The sequence below is a fragment of the Streptomyces sp. NPDC050263 genome (assembly GCF_040655955.1).
Classification (GTDB): domain Bacteria; phylum Actinomycetota; class Actinomycetes; order Streptomycetales; family Streptomycetaceae; genus Streptomyces.
This window is the reverse complement of sequence record NZ_JBFAKW010000016.1, coordinates 89,801-108,103: the sequence shown is the minus strand read 5'-3', so window position 1 is coordinate 108,103 and position 18,303 is coordinate 89,801. Positions and strand designations below refer to the sequence as shown.

Genomic DNA, 18,303 nt, shown 5'->3' with positions numbered 1-18,303 from the left:
GCCGAGAGCGCCGGACACCCGTTTCCGGGAGGCCCCGACGGCCCTGCGGTGCGATGGATCAAAGCAGGTCCGCGGCCGGGGCTTCCAATCAAACCCCTGTCCCACCTGGGCACTTGCGTCACAGGAGTGTTAAACCGTGCAGGCCCGACCACGGCTTGTCGGCGACTTCTTCACACCTCGGGACGGATTCGCTCGGATGAGCGTGCTGCGCCCTCGCGGCGAATCCGACACTCCCGCCCCAATGGCGTGGCAGGCGTCGCCGAGTTGTGCAGAACCCCCGCTTGCAGTGACCTGCTTGGGCATTCGATGTGCAGATTCTCTGAAACACGGATTCGACGCCGTGATCTGAACGGATCGTCGCCGACCGGCTACGGACGGTGTGGGTTCGGGAGTGCTCGGCGCCGCCGTCCGACGGCCGAAGTCCGTGACCGCCGACGTGAGTACCGAGCGATTGCCGAGCGATTGCCGAGCGAGTGCCGAGTGATCATGGGCGAGATCCGGCCATCCGAATCGATCACCACACGCGGGAACGAGGTCGGCTGCCGGACCGTCTTCCTCAGTTCGAAGGCTCGCAGGCAAGAGGTTTAGGGGGCCGTCATCGCCATTTGGGCGGTTGTCCGCCCGGTCGCCGGGTCGGGCGCGGGTCATGGCCGATTCAGCGTTTCGCAAAGGAAGTTGGCAAACGCGATTGAACGCACCACACGCCTCCTGCGTACCCATGACCAACCAGGCGCCGCTGTACGGAGCTGCCGGACGCCGGCAGCAGACCCCGTCCCCCAGGAGGTCGAGTTTTTTGAGTCACAAGCGAGTTACGAAGCGCAAGGTCATCATCGCGGCAGGCGGTGTGGCGGCGCTCGGAGCGGCGGCCATCCTGCTTCCCCAGGCCAACGCCTCCCAGGACGGCGGTTCCAACAACGCCGCCGCGGTGAAGACCCTGAAGGCGGGCGACGCCTCGGACCTGGCCTCGCAGCTCGCCGAGCTGCTCGGTGACGCCTTCGCCGGTTCGTACTACGACAGCGAGGGCCAGCAACTGGTCGTCAACGTCATCAACGTCGAGGGCGACGACATCAACATCGACGGTGACGAGAACCAGGTCATCGTGCAGGCCAAGAAGGCCGGCGCCAAGATCCGCCAGGTCGACAACAGCACGGCCGAACTCGAGGCGGCCGCGGCGACGCTGAAGAAGGACGCGACCATTCCGGGCACCGCCTGGGGTGTCGATCCCAAGACGAACAAGATCCTCGTCACCGCCGACTCCACGGTCACCGGCACCAAGTGGGACCAGCTCGAGTCGACCGTGAAGACCCTCGGTTCGGGCATGGCGACGATCCAGAAGTCGGCCGGCACCCTCACCACCAAGGTGGCCGGCGGCGACGCGATATTCGGCGGCGGAGCGCGCTGCTCCCTCGGCTTCAACGTGACGGCGGGCGACGGTTCCCCGGCCTTCCTGACGGCCGGTCACTGCGGTGTCGCGGCCGAGCAGTGGTCCGACACGGAGGACGGCGAGCCCATCGCCACCGTCGACCAGGCGACCTTCCCCGGCGACGGAGACTTCGCGCTTGTGAAGTACGACGACCCGGCCACGGTGGCCGCGAGCGAGGTCAACCTCGGCGACCAGACCGTCCAGATCACGGAGGCCGCCGAGGCGACCGTCGGCACCCAGGTCTTCCGCATGGGCAGCACCACCGGTCTCAAGGACGGTCAGGTTCTGGCCCTCGACGCCACCGTCAACTACCCCGAGGGCACCGTCACGGGCCTCATCCAGACGGACGTCTGCGCCGAGCCCGGCGACAGCGGCGGCTCGCTCTTCACCCAGGAGGGCCAGGCGATCGGTCTGACCTCGGGCGGCAGCGGCGACTGCACCGTCGGCGGCGAGACGTTCTTCCAGCCGGTGACCACCGCCCTGGAGGCGGTCGGCGCGACCCTCGGCGACGGCGGACTCGGCGCCGGTGACGAGGTCGGCGGCGAAGAGGCGGGCGCCGGTGCCGTGGACGAGAACGGTGACGGCATCGACGACAACACGGGCGAGGCCATTGTCGGCGGCGGCGAGGAAGCGGGCGCCGGCGGTGACGCGGTCGGCGGCGAGGAAGCGGGCGCGGGCGACCAGAACAACGGCCAGGACAACGGTCAGAACAACGGTCAGAACAACGGCCAGGACAACGGCCAGGACAACGGCCAGGACGCCGGCGGCGAGAAGGCGGGCGCGGGCGACCAGCAGGGTGCCGGCAACGAGGAGCAGTCGGGCCTCGAAGAGGGCGCCCAGGGCACCGAGACCCACTGATCGCTGATCACCGACTGATCACCGACTGATCACCACCACTGATCAGATGCACGGTCGAACGGTCCGGCCCTCCGGCGGGAGGGCCGGACCGTCGTGCTTTCCGCCTCACCCCCCGGGCGGCGACGCCCGCAGCAACAGCAGTGCCACGTCGTCGATCCGTTCCTCCGCCGCCGCGTAGTGCCCCACCAGCTCGTCGGCCAGCTCCTCCAGCGGACGGTCCCCGGCCTCGCCGAGCCGCGTGCCCAGCTGGGCGACCGCGTCCTCGATGTCCACCCCCGGCGTCTCGATGAGCCCGTCCGTGTAGAGGGCGAGGACACAGCCGGGGGAGAGCTCGACCTCCGTCGTCGGATACGTCGCCGACTCGTCGATGCCCAGCAGCGGGCCGCCTGCGAGATCCAGGACGCGCACCCGGCCGTCCGCCCGGCGCAACAGCGGTGGCGGATGCCCGGCCCGGGCCATGACCGCCCGCCCGCGGGCCGGGTCGAGCCGCAGGTAGAGGCAGCTGGCGAACAGCTCCGAACCGAGGTCGATCAGCAGCCGGTTGGTGCTGCGCATCACCTCCGCGGGCTCCTGACCCACCGTCGTGTACGCGCGCACGGCCGTGCGGATCTGCCCCATCAGCCCGGCCGCGGTCACGTTGTGCCCCTGGACGTCCCCGATCACGGCCGTCGGCAGCGGCGGCGAGGGCACCAGGTCGTAGAAGTCCCCGCCGATCTCCATCCCCCGGGTGGCCGGCAGATAGCGGGCGGTCGCCTCGATGCCGGGCAGCGACGGCAGCGAGTGCGGCAGCAGCGCCGCCTGCAGCCCGTGCGCCAGCTTGTGCTTGACGTCGTACAGCAGGGCCCGGTCCAGGGCCTGCGCGATCAGCCCGGCCAGGCTGGTGAGCACCGCGCGCTCGTGCGTGGAGAACGCGTGCGGTTCGGTGTAGGCCAGCACACAGGCGCCGACCGGCCGGCCGGAGGCGATCAGCGGCAGGAACGCCCAGGCGGCGAAGCCGTCCCGGCCGGCGTGCCGGGCCGGATACAGGTGCTTCAGCTGCTCCCAGGACTCGAAGAACGCCGGGACGCCGTGGGTGACGGCGTGTCCGCCCGGGTTCGGCTCGCTCAGCGGCATTCCGTCGAACTGCTCCACCGTGTGCGGATCGGGATACCCGTGGTGCCCGAGCACATGCAGCCGGCCGGCCCGCGCACCGAGCAGCGCCAGGGCCTGACTGCCCACCGCCGGCGCGATCTCGTCCGCGACCAGCGCCACCACGTCCTGCACGCTCACCGTCTCGGTGAGCGCCCCGGCCAGGCTCAGCGCCTGCGACATCGACACCAGCCGGGTCGGCGCGTCCCCCGACCGGGGATCGGCCGGGCCCATCTCCGACACGGCCCGGGCCCGGCTGATCCGCACGCTGAGCCCGGTGGTGCTCGGATACATCCGGAACGACAGCCACTGCGAGGGCGGGCGCAGCGCCACGAACGAGGTGGCGTTCTGGCTGATCAGCGCGGCCCGGTAGCGCTCCTCGTACATGGGGTCGTTGAGCCACGGCAGGGTCGCCCACAGCTGCGAGCCCAGCAGCCGGCTCACCGGGACGCCGAGCAGATCGGCGGCGGCCGCGTTGGCGAAGCCCACCCGCCCGCTCAGATCCAGCGAGCACAGCCCGTACGGCAGCCGGGCCACCATCCGCGCCGCCTCCAGCGTGCCGAGCGTGTCGGCGATCCCGCTCAGCGGCCCCGCGTCCACCACATCGGCCTCGGCGCGCAGCGACAGGTTCTGCGCCGCCGCGCGCTCCAGCCGCAGCGCGAGCCGGTCGCAGGCCGCCGTCAGCTCCTGACGCTCCCGCTCGGACAGCTCCGTGGGGTGGGAGCCCGGCCAGGTGACGAAGACGGACCCGTACACCCGGGAGCCGGTCGCCACCGGCAGCGCGGCCAGCGCGAACGGATACGGCAGGACGACGGCGATCCGCGGATAGCGGCGGGCCATGTCCTCCTCGCCGCCCACCCACACCAGCCGGCGTTCGCGCGCCGCCTCGGCGACGGGGATCGGCGCGCTCAGCCCCACCCGCTCCCAGGGCGCGGCGAAGGACCGCGGGAGCCCCGCCACCACCGCCATCTCCAGCACCGGCTCCTCGCCCCGCCGCAGGTAGACGGCACCGGAGTGGGCCCCGACGTCGTCCATCATCGACGTCAGTGCCAGGGAGAGCAGCGGGCGGCCGACCGGCGCCCATACGGCCGCCGGGGCCTGCCCGGACGGCTCCTCCGGCACGGTGACCACCTCCTCGCCCGGCGCAGCGCGGGTCCCGGGCTCCAAATCTGCCCCCTTGCGGCCCGGCGCGCACGGCGAGCGGTCCGCCCGCCCGCAACGTGCCGCGCGCCCCCTCCCGCCGACCTCCGCGAAACCGGCGCAGGGGCTGCGCACAGGCCCCTTTGGCGCTGTAATTGCGGACGTGGTCAGTGAGGGTGCCGGGGAGCGCGGAACGGGACCTCGGCGTGCCGAGATCGCCCTCAAGACGATCACCGCCGATCCCGCCTCGCCCGAACGGGTGCGCCGTACGCTCGAACAGGCGCTCGTCTTCGCGGGCGCGGCCCTCGTCGCCGTCTACACGCCGGGCGAGGACGGCGAACTGCTCCGTATCGTCGAGTCGGCCGGAGTCCCCAGGACCCTGTACGGGCTGCGCGAGAGCTATCCGCTGGACGGCCGTTCGCCCGCCGCCGACGCCTGTCGCACCGGGCGGCCGGTGTGGCTCGGCCCGGCGGAGCTCGCCGACTGCGCGGAGTCGCGGCGGATGCCCGCCCGTGACGTCCACCTCGCCGCCCTGCCCGTCCGGGGCGGTGCGAGCGGCTGTCTGCTCGCGGTCGGCGAGCGGCCCGGCGGGTTCGACGCCGACGACCGCTTGTGTCTGGAACTCGTCGCCGAGGCCGTCGTGCTGCCCGCCCCGGCCGCCGCTCCCGTGGAGGGGGAGGAACTGCGCGCCAACGCCTTCAGCCTGGCCATGGACACCGGCCGCGTCGAGGTCGGCGACGAGATCCTGGAACTGTTCCCGCTGACCCGGGCCGAGTTCGACGGCCGGGTGGAGACCCTGCTCGGGCTCGCCGTCCCGGAGGACCTGCCCTCGCTGATGTCCGTCGTCGAGGCCGACCACATGTCGATCGGCGAACGCGAGCTGGAGTTCCGGGTGCTCCAGCCCACCGGGCCGCCGAAGTGGCTCAGGCTGCGCGGCCGGCTGCTGCCCGGCCGCGACGGCCGCCCGGCACGGCTCGTCGGCACCGTCGCCGACGCCGCCACCCTGCGCGACGAGGTCACCGACGTCGCCCGGGTCCAGCGGCTGGCCGCCGCGCTCGCCACCGCCGGCACGGTCCGCGACGTCAGCCAGGCCGTCGTCGCCTCGCTGCGGGGGCCGCTGCGGGCCGACCGCATCGCGCTGGCCGAACTGGAGAACGAACGGCTCGTGGTCACCGTCCTCGACCCGCCCGAACCCGAGTCCTGGCCCGAGCTGTGGCAGCAGGAGTGGCGCTCCGAGTGGCCCGACGCGCCCGTGCGGGCCATGCCCACCCTCGCCGCCGCCCTGCGCGAGGGCCGGGCCCGGATCTGGCCCGCCGGCACCGCCCTGGAACCGGCCCTCGCCGAGGTCGGACCGGGCGGCCTCGCCGTGCTCCCGCTGTCCGCCGGGGGACGCATGGCGGGCGCCTGTCTCATCGGCTGGGACGAGCCGCACGAGTTCGGCCCCGACGAACGCGCCCTGCTCACCGCCTCCGCCGCACTCACCGGACAGGCCCTGATGCGTGCCCACGCCTTCGACGCCGAGCACGAGCTCGTCGGCATGCTCCAGCGCCAGCTGCTCCCGCGCCGACTGCCCAGACTCGCCGGCGCGGTCGCGGTCGCCCGTTACCTGCCGGCCACCGCCGGACTCGACGTCGGCGGCGACTGGTACGACGTGATCCCGCTGCCCGACCACCATGTCGCGCTCGTCATCGGCGACGTCCAGGGACACAGCGCGGCCGCCGCCACCCTCATGGGCCAGATGCGCACGGCCCTGCGCGCCTACGCCGCCGAGGGCCACCCGCCGGACGTCGTCGTCTCGCACGCCAACCGGCTCCTGCTGGAGCTGGAGACCGACCTGTTCGTCACCTGCTGCTTCGTCGACGTCGACATGGAGGAGGGCACCGCCTGGTGCGTACGGGCCGGTCATCCGCCGCCCGTACTGCGCCACCCCGACGGCTCGACCGACATCGCCGAGACCGACGGCGGCCCGCCCCTCGGCGTCCTGACCCAGGCCGAGTTCCCGATGACCCCGCTGCGGCTGGCCCCGGGCACCGTCATCGCGCTGACCACGGACGGGCTGGTGGAGTCCGCCGACCTGGACATCGACACCGGCCTGGACCGCCTGGCCCGCGCCCTGTCCGCCGCCGACCCCGCCCACCTCGGCCTCGTCGCGGACAACCTCCTCGGCCACGCCCACCGCGGCGACGACGTCGCCCTGCTCCTGATCCGCTACGACGGCATGGCCGTCAAACCCCTGCGCGAGGGCTGGACGGTGTGGCGCGTGCCCGAGGCGGCCCGGCACGCCCGCCGCTTCTCCCGCCGCACCCTGCGCGCCTGGGGCATCACCGACACGGCGATGGACGCGGCCCTCCTCGTCGTCTCCGAACTGGTCACCAACGCCCTGGTGCACACCGACGGCCCGGTCCGCCTCGACCTCACCCTGATCGGCCGACGGCTGCGCGTCGCCGTGACCGACGCCTCGCCCCGCAGCCCCGTGAAGCCGACCGACCTGGGCTGGGAGGCCACCGGCGGCCGCGGCATCCTCCTCGTGGAGGCCATGTCCGACACCTGGGGGACGGTGCCGGTCAGCGGCGGCAAACAGGTGTGGAGCGAACTGCCGCTGGACCCCGATGACCACGGCAGGGCACGGATCCCCTCATGAGCCTCCTCGTCACCGGGGCCGCCGGCTTCATCGGTGGGAACCCCTGAACCGAGGCACGCGGACGCCGTGAGACGACCGGTCACCTCCCTCGTGCCGTGATCCTGCCGAGCGCCCGGTACAGCGCCCGACGTACCCGGCGGGCCGTTCGCCGGGCGCTGCCGGGCTGGGGCGCCGGCACCACCAGGACGCCGTCCGCGTCGACGTGCAGTGCGAAGGGCAGCGGATGGAAGCGCGTCCCGGGCGCGCCCGGGGTGAGGCACACCGTCGTCAGCCAGGTCCCGCCGGTCAGGTCGTCGAGCGGCAGGACGGCCGCGAACCGTCCGCCCGGCGCGAGCGTCCCGAAGATCTCGCGGGAGTCGCCGGACCGCGCCCCCGTCAGCCGCAGCAGCGCGGCGCCGGCCTCGGGCACGTGCAGGGGCAGGACGATCCGGAGCCGGTCCTCGGCGACGGTGACGTCCCCGGCCGAGACGCGGCCGAGGCCCAGCCGCCCGCTCGCGTGACCGACGTCCAGCGCGAGGCTCGCGTGCCGGTCGGTCCAGTAGGGCAGCACCACGCGGCCCCCGACGACCCCGGCGGGCGGGGCGGGACGGCCGTGGCCGTGGCGGGGCGCCGGTCCCAGCCGCAGCTCCTTGGTCCAGCCGCCGAGGCCCATGCGGACCCACACGTCCCACAGGCCCTCGCCGGCCGGGCTGCCGCTGACCGCGGTGGCGGGGTCGACCGTGGCCGTCGCCCGCAGCACGAGCCGCACCCGGCTGCCGTCCCCGGCCGGAACCGTCTCCCGGACCACCTCCGCCGGCTGGAAGTACTGCGCCGAGCTGGCCCGCTCGCGCAGCAGCAGGTCGGGCACGGCCCGGTCGAACCGGCCCACGGTGTCCGCGCCGAGCCATCGCACCGCCTCGGCGACGTCGTGCGGCGGCCACCGCGGGGAGCCCCCGGCCGACGGGAACGTCATCGGCCCGCCGTCGTGCATCAGCTCGGCGGTGAAGGAGATCCGCAGCACGCCGTCGCGCCACTCGACGTCCTGCGGGTCGACGGCGAGCGCGACGCCCGACTCCCATTGCGCGAACGCGACGACGTCGTCGTAGCGCGCCTCGGCGGCCAGCGCGGCGACCACCCGCCGGGTCGGTTGCAGCGGCGCCGCGACACCGGGCCCGAACCGCTCGACGACCACCGAGTGGATCTCCTCGAACAGCTCCCTGCGGTAGTCCTCGGGCAGGTCCAGGAAGCGCCTCCCGCGCAGCCGCTCGACCATCTCCACGCGCAGCCACCGCCGGAACAGCCGATCGCGCAGCGGCCCCGGCTCGGTGTACCGCTCGACGACGTCGAGGGCCTCCCGCAGGTTCTTGAAGTACCCCGCCGGGTCGAACGGCCGCGGGCTCGCGGTCCCGGCGTCGTCCCGTCTGACGTGGTAGTAGCAGACGTAGTCGGCGAGCACGGAGACGTTGTCCGCGCGCAGATAGGCCTCGGTGACGAAGACATGGTCCTCCAGCCGGCGCCGCCCCTCGGGGAAGCGCAGCCCGGTGCGCACCAGGAACGCCCGGCGGACCATCTTGTGCGGGGTGAGACTGTCGATGAGCGGCGCGTTCTCGACGGTCGCGTGCGGCCGGTTCGTGCGGAACAGCTCCACCGGCACCCTGCGCCCCCGGCCGGCCGTCTTACCGACGACCACGTCCGCGTCGTTGGCGACCCCGTAGCCGTACATCCGCTCCAGGGCCTCGTCGCCGAGATGGTCGTCGGTGTCGACGAACATGACGTACTCGCCGCGGGCGGCGTCGATGCCGACGTTGCGCGGCTTGCCCGCCCAGCCGGAGTACTCCTCGTGGATCACCCGGACCCGGGGGTGTTCGGCGGCGAGCGCGTCGAGCCGGGCCGGGGTGGCGTCGGTGGAGCCGTCGTCGACGAAGACGATCTCGTACTCGTCCGGCGGGAGCGACTGCCGCAGCAGCGAGGCGACGCAGTCCTCGAGACCGGGACCGGGGTTGTGGACGGGGACGATGACGCTGACCTTGACCGGCATCGGGCTCCTGGCCCCCTTGCTGGATCGCTCTGCCGTGCGCGGGGCGGCGGGTGCGCGTGGCCCGATGCTAACCCCGCCGACGGCCCCTCACCTGTCCGTAGTCTGACGCCGTGCGCCTTCTTCTGATGTCCGACACCCACCTCCCCCGGCGCGCCAAGGCGCTCCCCGACCCGCTCCTCGACGAGCTGCCGCGCGCGGACCTCGTGATCCACGCGGGGGACTGGGTCGACACGGCCACCCTCGACCTGCTGGAGAGCCGCAGCCGGGCGGTCCTCGGCGTGTACGGCAACAACGACGGGCCCGACCTGCGCGCCCGACTGCCCGAGATCGCCTACGCCGAACCGGGCGGGCTGCGCTTCGGCGTCGTCCACGAGACCGGCCCCGCCCAGGGCCGGGAGGCCCGGTGCGCCGCCCGCTTCCCCGACCTGGACGTCCTCGTCTTCGGCCACAGCCACATCCCCTGGGACACCACGGCCCCGGGCGGACTGCGGCTGCTCAACCCGGGCTCCCCGACCGACCGCCGCCGTCAGCCGCACCGCACCTACCTGACCGCCACCGCCGCCGACGGCCGGCTCACGGACGTCGTCCTGCACCGGCTGTCATAGGACTGCGGACACAGGACTGCGGACACAGGACGGCGGACTCGAGGACCGGGCCGCCCCGGCCGAGTGGGCTCGGGGGCGGCCCGGAACTTGCGAGTGTGCGTTGCTTCCACAGACCTCCTTCCCTTGCGAGACGAAGGGAGGACATGCATGCCTGTCCATCTGGCCGCCTACCCCTCTCCACGCGTCCTACACCCGCTTGATTCGGTGGAACTCGACGCCGCTCGCTTCGGCGCCCTGGCGGTGGCCGACCCGACCGTGGATCTCCAGCTCGCCCGGAAGTCTTTCCCGCCGTGCACGGTGTTCCGGGAGGCGGTCGGCGCCGACGACGCCACCTGGGCGCGCGCCCGGGGCTGGGCGCCGGCCGGGTCGCTGCCGGTCCCCGACGAGACTTCTCCGTCAGTGGTGGATGGTCCCCGCCGTGGCCGTCAGCGGGGCGCCGCTGCCGCCCCAGCGCAGCGCGACGATCTCGGCGGCCACCGACACGGCGACCTCCTCGGGCGTGCGGGCCCCGAGGTCCAGCCCGACCGGTGAGCGCAGCCGGGACAGCTCACGGTCGGTCAGCCCGGCCTCGACGAGTCGCGCCCGCCGTTCGTCGTGGGTGCGGCGGCTGCCCATGGCCCCGATGTACGCGGCGGGCCCGCGCAGCGCCACCTCCAGCAGCGGCACGTCGAACTTCGGGTCGTGGGTGAGGGCGCAGATCACCGTGCGCCCGTCGGTGTCCGTGCCCCGCAGATACCGGTGCGGCCAGTCGACGATCACCTCGACGCCCGGCGGGAAGCGTTCGGGGGTGGCGAAGACCGGGCGGGCGTCGCACACGGTGACCCGGTAGCCGAGGAAGTCGCCGATGCGGGCCACGGCGGCCGCGTAGTCGATCGCGCCGAACACCAGCATCCGCGGCGGCGGCGCGAAGGAGTGCAGGAACACCGAGACGGCGTCCTCCCGCCGCTCACCGCGCGGCCCGTAGTGCCGAAGGCCGGTGACGCCGAGGGCGAGTTCGCCGCGCGCGTCGGCCGTGACGGCGGCGTCCAGCCCGTCCGCGCCCAGGGTGCCCGAGGTCCGGTCCGGCCAGACGGCGAGAGCGGCCCCGCGCGGTGCGGGCCCGTCGGTGACCGTGGCCACGGTCACCGGTTCGCCCGCGGCCACCGACTCCGCGACGGCGCCGAAGGACGGGTCGAGGCCGGGCGTGACGGGACGCACGAGCACCGTGATCTCGCCGCCGCAGGTCAGACCGACGGCGAAGGCGTCCTCGGCGCTGTACCCGAAGGTCTCCAGCCGGGCCGCCCCGTCGGCCACCACCTCCTGGGCCAGCTCGAACACCGCGCCCTCCACACAGCCCCCGGAGACACCGCCCACCACCTCGTCGGCCGGCCCCACAGCCATCGCCGCGCCCGGATCGCGCGGCGCGCTGCGGCTGACGGCGACGACGGTGGCGAGCCCGAACGGCTCACCAGCGGCGTACCACCCACTCAACACCGGGAGAATCTCGCGCACGATTGAACGGTAATCCGTTGACCAGTGAGGAGTCCTGTTGAACGGGACGGGCCCGGTGGCTGACGGAGCATGAACTTACTCGGGGGTCAGAAGGTATTGACGGTGTCTGGAAATCACCGGACTGTAGTGGACATGCCGAATATCCGGGCACGTCTGCTCGCTGTCCTGGTGGTCCTCTGCGGACTCTGTGGCTTCCTCACGGTGGCGGGCTCCCCGGCCGCCACCGCCGCCACGCTCCCCGGTTCCCTCTCCTTCGACGGCACGGCGCTCACCGTGTCCGGCGGCCGCTTCGTCGACGGCAACGGCCGCGAGGTCGTGCTGCGCGGCTACAACGTCTCCGGCGAGACCAAACTCGCCGAGAACAACGGGCTGCCCTTCGCCTCGGTCGCCGACGCCAAGAAGTCGGCGACCGCCCTGCGCGCCCTCGGCGGCGGCAACTCCGTCCGCTTCCTGCTCTCCTGGGCCTACGCCGAACCGGTGCGCGGCCAGTACGACACCACCTACCTGGCCGCCGCCACCGCCCAGATGCGCGCCTTCCTCGACGCCGGCATCCGGGTCTACCCCGACTTCCACCAGGACCTCTACTCCCGCTACCTGTTCAACGAGGGCAGTTGGTACACCGGCGACGGCGCTCCCCAGTGGGCGGTGGACCTGGGCGGCTACCCCGCCGAGTCCTGCGGCATCTGCTTCCTCTGGGGCCAGAACATCACCCAGAACGGCGCGGTGAAGAAGGCCCAGTACGACTTCTGGCACAACGCCTACGGCCTCCAGGACTCGTTCCTCGCCATGGCGCAGCAGACCATGGCATACGTCAAGCAGAACCTGACCGCCGAGCAGTTCGCGGGCGTCGTCGGCTTCGACCCCTACAACGAGCCGTACGCCGGCACCTATGACTCCGGCCAGGCCAGCCGCACGTGGGAACGCGACGTCCTGTGGCCGTTCTACGTGAGGTTCCGGGCCCGGATGGACGCGGCCGGCTGGACGGACAAGCCCGCCTTCGTCGAGCCGAACCTCTTCTGGAACGGCAACGTCAGCAAGGAGGAGGGCGGTCTCCTCGACGCGGGCACGCTCGGCTCCCGCTACGTCTTCAACACCCACTTCTACGACCAGAAGGCGATCTCCGGGATCCTGATGTGGGGCAACGCGGAGAACGGCCAGTACGTCACCGACTTCGGCACCGTCCGCGACCGGGCCGCGGCGGCCGGGACGACGGCCGTCGTCAGCGAGTTCGGCCACCCGCTGAACGGCAACACCGCGGGCAAGGCGCCGACCGTCCTGAAGGCGATGTACCAGGCTCTCGACTCCCGGGTGAAGGGCGTGACCTGGTGGACCACCCCGGCTGCCTCCGGCTCGGTCCTCTCCGGCAGTCAGTGGCAGTGGGACATCTACAACGGCCGCCACCACGAGCTGATGAACGGCAACGCCGACAAACTGCTTACCACGGGCGACGCGTGGAACGACGAGGACCTTTCCGCCGTCCGCCTGGACGACAGCGGCACGGCGACCCTCCGTCAGGACGCCCGGCTCCTCGACCGGGTCTACCCGAGCGCGACCTCCGGCACGACCGTCGCCTTCACCTACGAGGACCGTTCCCGCGACGGCTCCACCACCCTCACCTGGAACCCCGTCCCCAGCACCCTGCCGAACGTGGCCTCGCTGGTCGGCTCCGGGCAGTACAGCGTGCTCGTGTGGCGCTCCGGCGGCGGCGCCGCGCCCACCGAGCTGCACCTGCCCGCGTCCTTCCCGACCGCTGCCACCACGGTCGTCTCCGACCTGGGCACGGTGTACGGCCCGCCCGCCTACTCGTCCACCACGAAGATCGCCGCCGCCGTCGAACCGGGCGGCACCGGCAGCCGGCGCCTGCTGCTCAGCACGTCCGACACGGGGACCGTGCACTACGCCCTGGTCACCAACGGCGCGACCGCCCCGTCCGCGACCCTGCTGGCGGCGGCCCGCACGGAGCTGGCGGCCTGGGTGGCCCAGAAGGTGGGGTAGCCGCACCGGGCACGGCACAGGGGCGGGCGGCGGTGACCGCCACCCGCCCCGATCACATGAGGACCCGTCAGTTCGAGGTCATACCGGTCCAGTCGGTCGCGACATGGCCGATCCGGACCCGCTGCGGATGGTCGCCCACCGGCACCGACACGACCTTCTGCCCGGTGCCGAAGTCGATCGCGGTGACCTGGTCGGCGCCGCTCTCGGAGATGACGCAGCTCTTCCCGTCGCCGCTGACCGTGGCCCAGTAGGGCTTGGAGGCGGTGACCAGCGGGCCTTCCTGGAGGGTGGTGCGGTCGACGACCGTCGCGTAGTCGTCCATGGTGCCCGCGACGCACAGCTTGCTGCCGTCGGGACTCATCGAGATGCCGTGGTGGCGCGAGTCGTTGACGAAGGTGGTGCGGTCGTCGCTGGTCGCCGGGTTCTTCGGCAGGGTCTTCGTCCGGGTGATCCGGTCCGTGGCGAGGTCGTACTCGAAGAAGCCGTTGAAGAACGAGACCTGGAAGTACAGCTTGGACTCGTCCGGTGAGAAGACCGCCGGGCGCACGGCGTCGGAGTAGTCCGTGAGGCCGATCGCGTTCAGTCGCGCCCGCATGTCGATGATTCTGACCTGCTGGTAGGTGGTCGCGTCGACGACGGTGATGCGCCGGTCGCCCTTCGTGAAGTCCTGCCACGGGGCGTCCTGCGAGGTGTTCACGTCGCCGATCGACATGTTGTAGATGTACTTGCCGTCCTTGGTGAAGATGTTCTCGTGCGGCTTGTCGCCGGTCTTGAACGAGCCCAACTGTTTACCGGTGTTGATGTTCAGGACGTGCACGGTGTTCGAGATCGACGCGGAGACCGCGACCCGGAGTCCGTCCGGTGAGACGGCCATGTGGTCGGAGCGGTAACCGGACACCGGGAAACGCCAGTTGATGTTCCCGGTGGCCAGGTCGATCGAGACGACGTCGGCGAAACTGGGCCGGGAGACGACGACCGACGCGCCGTCCGGCGTGGTGTACATGTCGTCGACGAACTGGTCGTGGCCCTCGCCGACACCGTTGCGGATGGCCTGGAAGTAGATCCACTTGATCGGGTCGGCGTTGATCTCCGCCATCCGGGCGCTCTTGTCGGGGATCACGTTGATCCGGCCGACCTTGGCGAAGTCCCCGCTGGACTTGATGACGTCCGCGGTGCCCTCCCAGTTGTTGCCGACGAAGAGCACCTCGCGCAGTGCGGCGGCGCTGGAGGAGTCGGTGGCGGCGGTGGCGGCGGTCGCGGGGGCGGTGACGGTCAGGACGAGGGCGGCGGCTACGGAGCGAAGGTGCCTGGATCTGAAGGCAGGCATGGCTGCTCTCTCCTTTGGGGGTGGCGGGTGTGAGGGCAGCGTGGAGGGTCGCGCGCACGCCTGCCCCAATCTGAACACGCTCGCGTTCAGACCTTCCTTACTGGAGAGTAAGGAAGGGGTGCCCTGCGCGACAAGATTCCGTACACGACAAAATCGGGGGCGGGGGAGCACGGAGCGACGAGGGAGGGTCAGTGACGGGCAGGCTCAGGGCGCCTACCGGCCGGTACGGCGGCAAGACGGCCGAACAGCGGCAGGCCGAGCGGCGCGGGAGGTTCCTGGACGCGGCGCTGGAGATGTTCGGGGGCGCCCCCGGCTACCGCGGCACCACGGTCGCTTCGCTGAGCGAGGCGGCCGGCCTGTCGACCCGCCAGTTCTACGAGGAGTTCTGCAGCCTCGAGGACGTCCTGGCGGCGCTGCACCTCCGGGTCAACGACTGGGCGGAGGCGGCGGTCGTGGCGGGCATCGCGTGCGCGCAGGGACTGCCGCTGGCCGAACGCGTCACCGCGATCTTCCGCGCCTACGCGGCCAACGTCACCGTCGACCCCCGCCGTATCCGCATCACCTTCGTCGAGATCGTCGGCGTCAGCCCCCGCCTGGAGGAACAGCGCCTGGCCCGCCGCGCCCGCTGGATCGAGCTGATCTGCGGCGAGGCGATGGCCGCGGCGGACCGCGGCGAGGCGGCCGCCCGCGACTACCGCCTCCCCGCCACGGCGTTCATCGGCAGCGTCAACGGCCTCCTGCACGACTGGACCGCCGGCTGGGTGGAGGCCACTCTGGACGAGGTGGTCGACGAGTTGGTGCGACAGCTGCTGGGGATACTGCGGCCGGAAGGGTGGGAACGGCATTCCTCCTGAACCGGTACCGGGGGACGACGAGTGGGAGCGCGCGTTCGACGGGGACCTGGAACTGCCGCTGGCCGACCCTGACGGTGAAGGCGACGGGGACCGTGAACTGTCGGCGGCCGGTCTTCAGGGCGAGGGGGAGTGGGCGGCCTACGCGCAGGCGCTGGAGGAGACCCTGACGTCTGCTGGGGTGGCGAGCCGCCTGGACCGGCGCCCCGGCGCGTTCCGGAAGGACGTCAGGCGGGCGATGCGGCTGCCGGAGAACGTCGCCCGGGTCCGTGCGGCGCCTCTGTACCGGGAAGCCCTGCGGCGCTACGAGGACGCGTGCACCGGGCGGGACCGGGCTGAGGACCGCGTTCTGCGACTGCTGCCCCGTCTGACCTGGGACCTGCCTCTGGTCTTGGCTGCCCTGTCTGGGACGGCTCTGGTCGTCCTGTGCGCGACCGGGAGCGGCTGGTGGCCTGCCGGGCTCGGCGCCGCCCTGAGCGCTCTGGGCTGGAGCCTGTGGCGGCCGGAGTCCCGCGGCCGGGTGCGGGCTTTCCTGGGATGCGTCCTCGCGATGACGGCCAGGGCCGGACGGGTGCTTGAGGTGCGGCAGGAGACCGCCGAGTTCACCCGCGTCGCGGCGCGGGACGTCCTGCCCTCGGTGGTGCACAACGTCGTCTCGGATCTCCTCGGCGAGGATCCCGAGTGTCTGCTGGTCGCCACGGAGTACGAGGGCATCAGAGACCACCGGGACCAGCGTTATGTGGTCGACAACCAGGCGGCGGCGGAGATCCGGCGGAAGCTCGACGCTCTGGTCGACGGCACCATCGCCGTGTGCGGACCGCGTGGTTCGGGGAAGTCGACCTTGCTCGCCTCGTGCGCGGACGTGCACGACCTGAAGGTCGCCGTCCAGGCGCCCGCCTCCTACGCCCCGCTGGAGTTCCTCACCGCGCTCTTCGTCGAACTGTGCGAGACGTACATGAGGGACCACGGGTACCGCTTTCCGGAGTTCCGGCGCCTCAGCCCGCTGCGCTCAGGGCTGCGCAGGCTCGGTGCAGCCGTGCAGGCGCTCACTCAGCGTTTCTTCGTCGGCCTGCTGGCACTCGGGCTGTTCGTCACGGGTGTCTTCGCTGCCGTGCACGAGTTCGTCGTGCACGATTTCGGAGCGGTCGCGCGAGCGGGCGACAACGCGGCGGAGCGGCTGCGGGACGGTCTGGCGGCAGTCTTGGAGGGCAGGCGGCCGTGGTGGGCCCTGGCGGCCGTCGTCCTCGGCTTCCTGGTCTGGAAGTATGTCAGGAGGCTTCGGTTCAGCGGCTTCACGAACGTGCTGCGCAAGACCCTTCTCGCCCCGGTCGGCCGGTTGCTGACAGTGCTGGGTCTGGTGACCACGTGGTCGCCGAGGCCGGTGATCGCCTGGTTCGAGGAGTGGAGGCACAACGAACCGGCCGTCTACTACGCGACGATGACGGTTGTGGCGGCACTCGTCCTCATCGCGGTCTGGGTGGCGGTCATGCCTTTCTGGGAAGACGCGCACGGCATCACTGAGCGGGCCGCGGTCCTGGTCTTCCTCCTCGGGCTCGTAGGGGCGTTCAACGACGACCGGATCCGGCATGCGGCCTTCGGATGGGACCTGTCGCAACGAGTGGCGCTGGTCTCCCTGGGTGCCGTCATGATCAGCACGTCCCGGTGGAAGCGCGGAAAGCGGGAGCCGACCCTGGCCAGCCGGTGCCGGGAGCACCTCTATCGGCTCCAGACGGTCCAGAGCGTGACGTACGGGGCGAGCGGGGCCCCGGCAGGTGGGCTGCTCAGCCTGGGATCCACCTACGGCACCTCGTTCACCGCGTCCCCTCTCACCCTGCCCGAACTCGTCCAGCAGTTGAGGCGCACACTGGCCGAGGTGGCTGGGGAACTGCGGCCGCAGAGACGCCGCGTGGTGGTCACCATCGACGAGATCGACCGGCTCGGAACCACCGCCAAGGCGCTGGAGTTCCTCGGGGAGATCAAGGCCATCCTGGGCGTCACCGGCGTGCACTTCCTGATCTCGGTCTCGGAGGACGTGGGGGCGTCCTTCGTCCGGCGGGGACTGCCCGGACGCGATGTCGCGGACAGCACGTTCGACGACGTCGTCCATGTGCGGCCCTGCTCGTTGGAGGAGTCGAAGCGGATCCTGGCCCAGCGCGCCGCCGGTCTCTCGGAGCCCTTCGTGGCGCTCGCCCACGCCCTGGCCGGTGGTGTGCCGCGGGACCTGATCCGGTACTCCCGCGAGATGGTGTCGCTGCGCGAGAGCAGGGGGGAGGTCGAATTGCGGAACATCGCCGCCTGGCTCGTCACCCGCGCAATGCGGGACACGGTCGACGCCTTCAGAGTCGGGGTGAAGGAGGGCGCCCTGCCCACCCGGAGCGCGGACATGGTCTTCGGTTCGACCAGGCGGCTGGCGGAATTCCTGCACGCCGACTGCCTGTGCGAACTCGACAGGATGAGAGGGCACATCGGCCGGTTCGCGCGGTGGGCGGACGGTCCTGGCGGCGCCGAACTGCGGGCAGACCTGCCCGCCGACACCCTGGAGCGTCTGGAGGAGGCCGCCGCCTACGCGTACTTCTGCGTCACTCTCCTCGATGTGTTCGCGGCGCCGGGGTTCGAGCGTCGCCGTACGCAGGCGCACGTGTACAGACCGGACGGAAGTCTCGAGCGGCTGGCGGTCGTGCGGGGGGAACTCTCCCTCTCGCCGCACAGTGCCCGTCGTCTCCTCGACGACACCAGGGCGGCATGGGGGCTGCCGCACGTGCCCGCTCCCGAGCTGCGGGAGATCGTCGAGACCACGCGCAGGTCCTGCCCGCACTACGCCGAGTGA

The 18,303-nt window shown here is 72.1% G+C and carries 10 protein-coding genes; 6 read left to right on the top strand and 4 right to left on the bottom strand.

What is annotated here, in order from left to right:
* The first annotated feature begins 793 nt into the window (after nt 1-793).
* Nucleotides 794-2,281, top strand: a complete 1,488-nt coding sequence (locus tag AB0J04_RS10730) for a S1 family peptidase (RefSeq protein WP_363168007.1) — start codon at nt 794-796, stop codon at nt 2,279-2,281.
* Nucleotides 2,282-2,386: 105 nt separating this feature from the next.
* Here AB0J04_RS10730 and AB0J04_RS10725 read toward each other — a convergent pair whose 3' ends face one another.
* A complete protein-coding gene (locus AB0J04_RS10725) occupies nt 2,387-4,540 on the bottom strand; it encodes a SpoIIE family protein phosphatase (RefSeq protein WP_363168018.1) in 2,154 nt (717 codons plus the stop codon).
* Nucleotides 4,541-4,712: 172 nt separating this feature from the next.
* Between AB0J04_RS10725 and AB0J04_RS10720 the strand changes: the two genes are divergently transcribed.
* Nucleotides 4,713-7,190 carry a SpoIIE family protein phosphatase gene (locus AB0J04_RS10720; protein WP_363168006.1) on the top strand — a complete coding sequence of 826 codons (2,478 nt, stop codon included), beginning with the start codon at nt 4,713-4,715 and terminating at the stop codon, nt 7,188-7,190.
* Between the two features lie 79 nt (nt 7,191-7,269).
* Here AB0J04_RS10720 and AB0J04_RS10715 read toward each other — a convergent pair whose 3' ends face one another.
* Complete coding sequence (locus tag AB0J04_RS10715; RefSeq protein WP_363168005.1) at nt 7,270-9,207, bottom strand: glycosyltransferase family 2 protein; 1,938 nt, start codon at nt 9,205-9,207, stop codon at nt 7,270-7,272.
* 110 nt (nt 9,208-9,317) lie between these two features.
* Here AB0J04_RS10715 and AB0J04_RS10710 point away from each other — a divergent pair, with 110 nt between their 5' ends.
* Complete coding sequence (locus tag AB0J04_RS10710; protein WP_363168004.1) at nt 9,318-9,812, top strand: metallophosphoesterase; 495 nt, start codon at nt 9,318-9,320, stop codon at nt 9,810-9,812.
* A 396-nt stretch (nt 9,813-10,208) separates the two neighbouring features.
* Here the strand turns inward: AB0J04_RS10710 and AB0J04_RS10705 are convergent, their stop codons facing one another.
* Nucleotides 10,209-11,303: an XdhC/CoxI family protein gene (locus tag AB0J04_RS10705; protein WP_363168003.1), complete on the bottom strand. Its 1,095-nt coding sequence runs from the start codon at nt 11,301-11,303 to the stop codon at nt 10,209-10,211.
* Nucleotides 11,304-11,435: 132 nt separating this feature from the next.
* On the opposite strand from AB0J04_RS10705, the gene AB0J04_RS10700 reads away from it, so the two are divergent.
* A complete protein-coding gene (locus AB0J04_RS10700; RefSeq protein ID WP_363168002.1) occupies nt 11,436-13,298 on the top strand; it encodes an endoglycosylceramidase in 1,863 nt (620 codons plus the stop codon).
* 67 nt (nt 13,299-13,365) lie between these two features.
* Here the strand turns inward: AB0J04_RS10700 and AB0J04_RS10695 are convergent, their stop codons facing one another.
* A complete protein-coding gene (locus tag AB0J04_RS10695; protein WP_363168001.1) occupies nt 13,366-14,625 on the bottom strand; it encodes a YncE family protein in 1,260 nt (419 codons plus the stop codon).
* A gap of 191 nt (nt 14,626-14,816) precedes the next feature.
* Here AB0J04_RS10695 and AB0J04_RS10690 point away from each other — a divergent pair, with 191 nt between their 5' ends.
* Entirely contained in the window at nt 14,817-15,479 is a 663-nt protein-coding gene (locus tag AB0J04_RS10690; RefSeq protein ID WP_363168000.1) for a TetR/AcrR family transcriptional regulator, read from the top strand.
* Nucleotides 15,480-15,657: 178 nt separating this feature from the next.
* Nucleotides 15,658-18,303 (top strand): P-loop NTPase fold protein, encoded by a 2,646-nt coding sequence (locus tag AB0J04_RS10685; RefSeq protein ID WP_363167999.1) that lies wholly within the window; start codon nt 15,658-15,660, stop codon nt 18,301-18,303.

Excerpts from the sequence above, each read along its gene's own strand:
- AB0J04_RS10695 (WP_363168001.1), bottom strand. The coding sequence starts at position 14,625 with ATGCCTGCCTTCAGATCCAGGCACCTTCGCTCCGTAGCCGCCGCCCTC.
- AB0J04_RS10700 (WP_363168002.1), top strand. The coding sequence starts at position 11,436 with ATGCCGAATATCCGGGCACGTCTGCTCGCTGTCCTGGTGGTCCTCTGC.
- AB0J04_RS10715 (WP_363168005.1), bottom strand. The coding sequence starts at position 9,207 with ATGCCGGTCAAGGTCAGCGTCATCGTCCCCGTCCACAACCCCGGTCCC.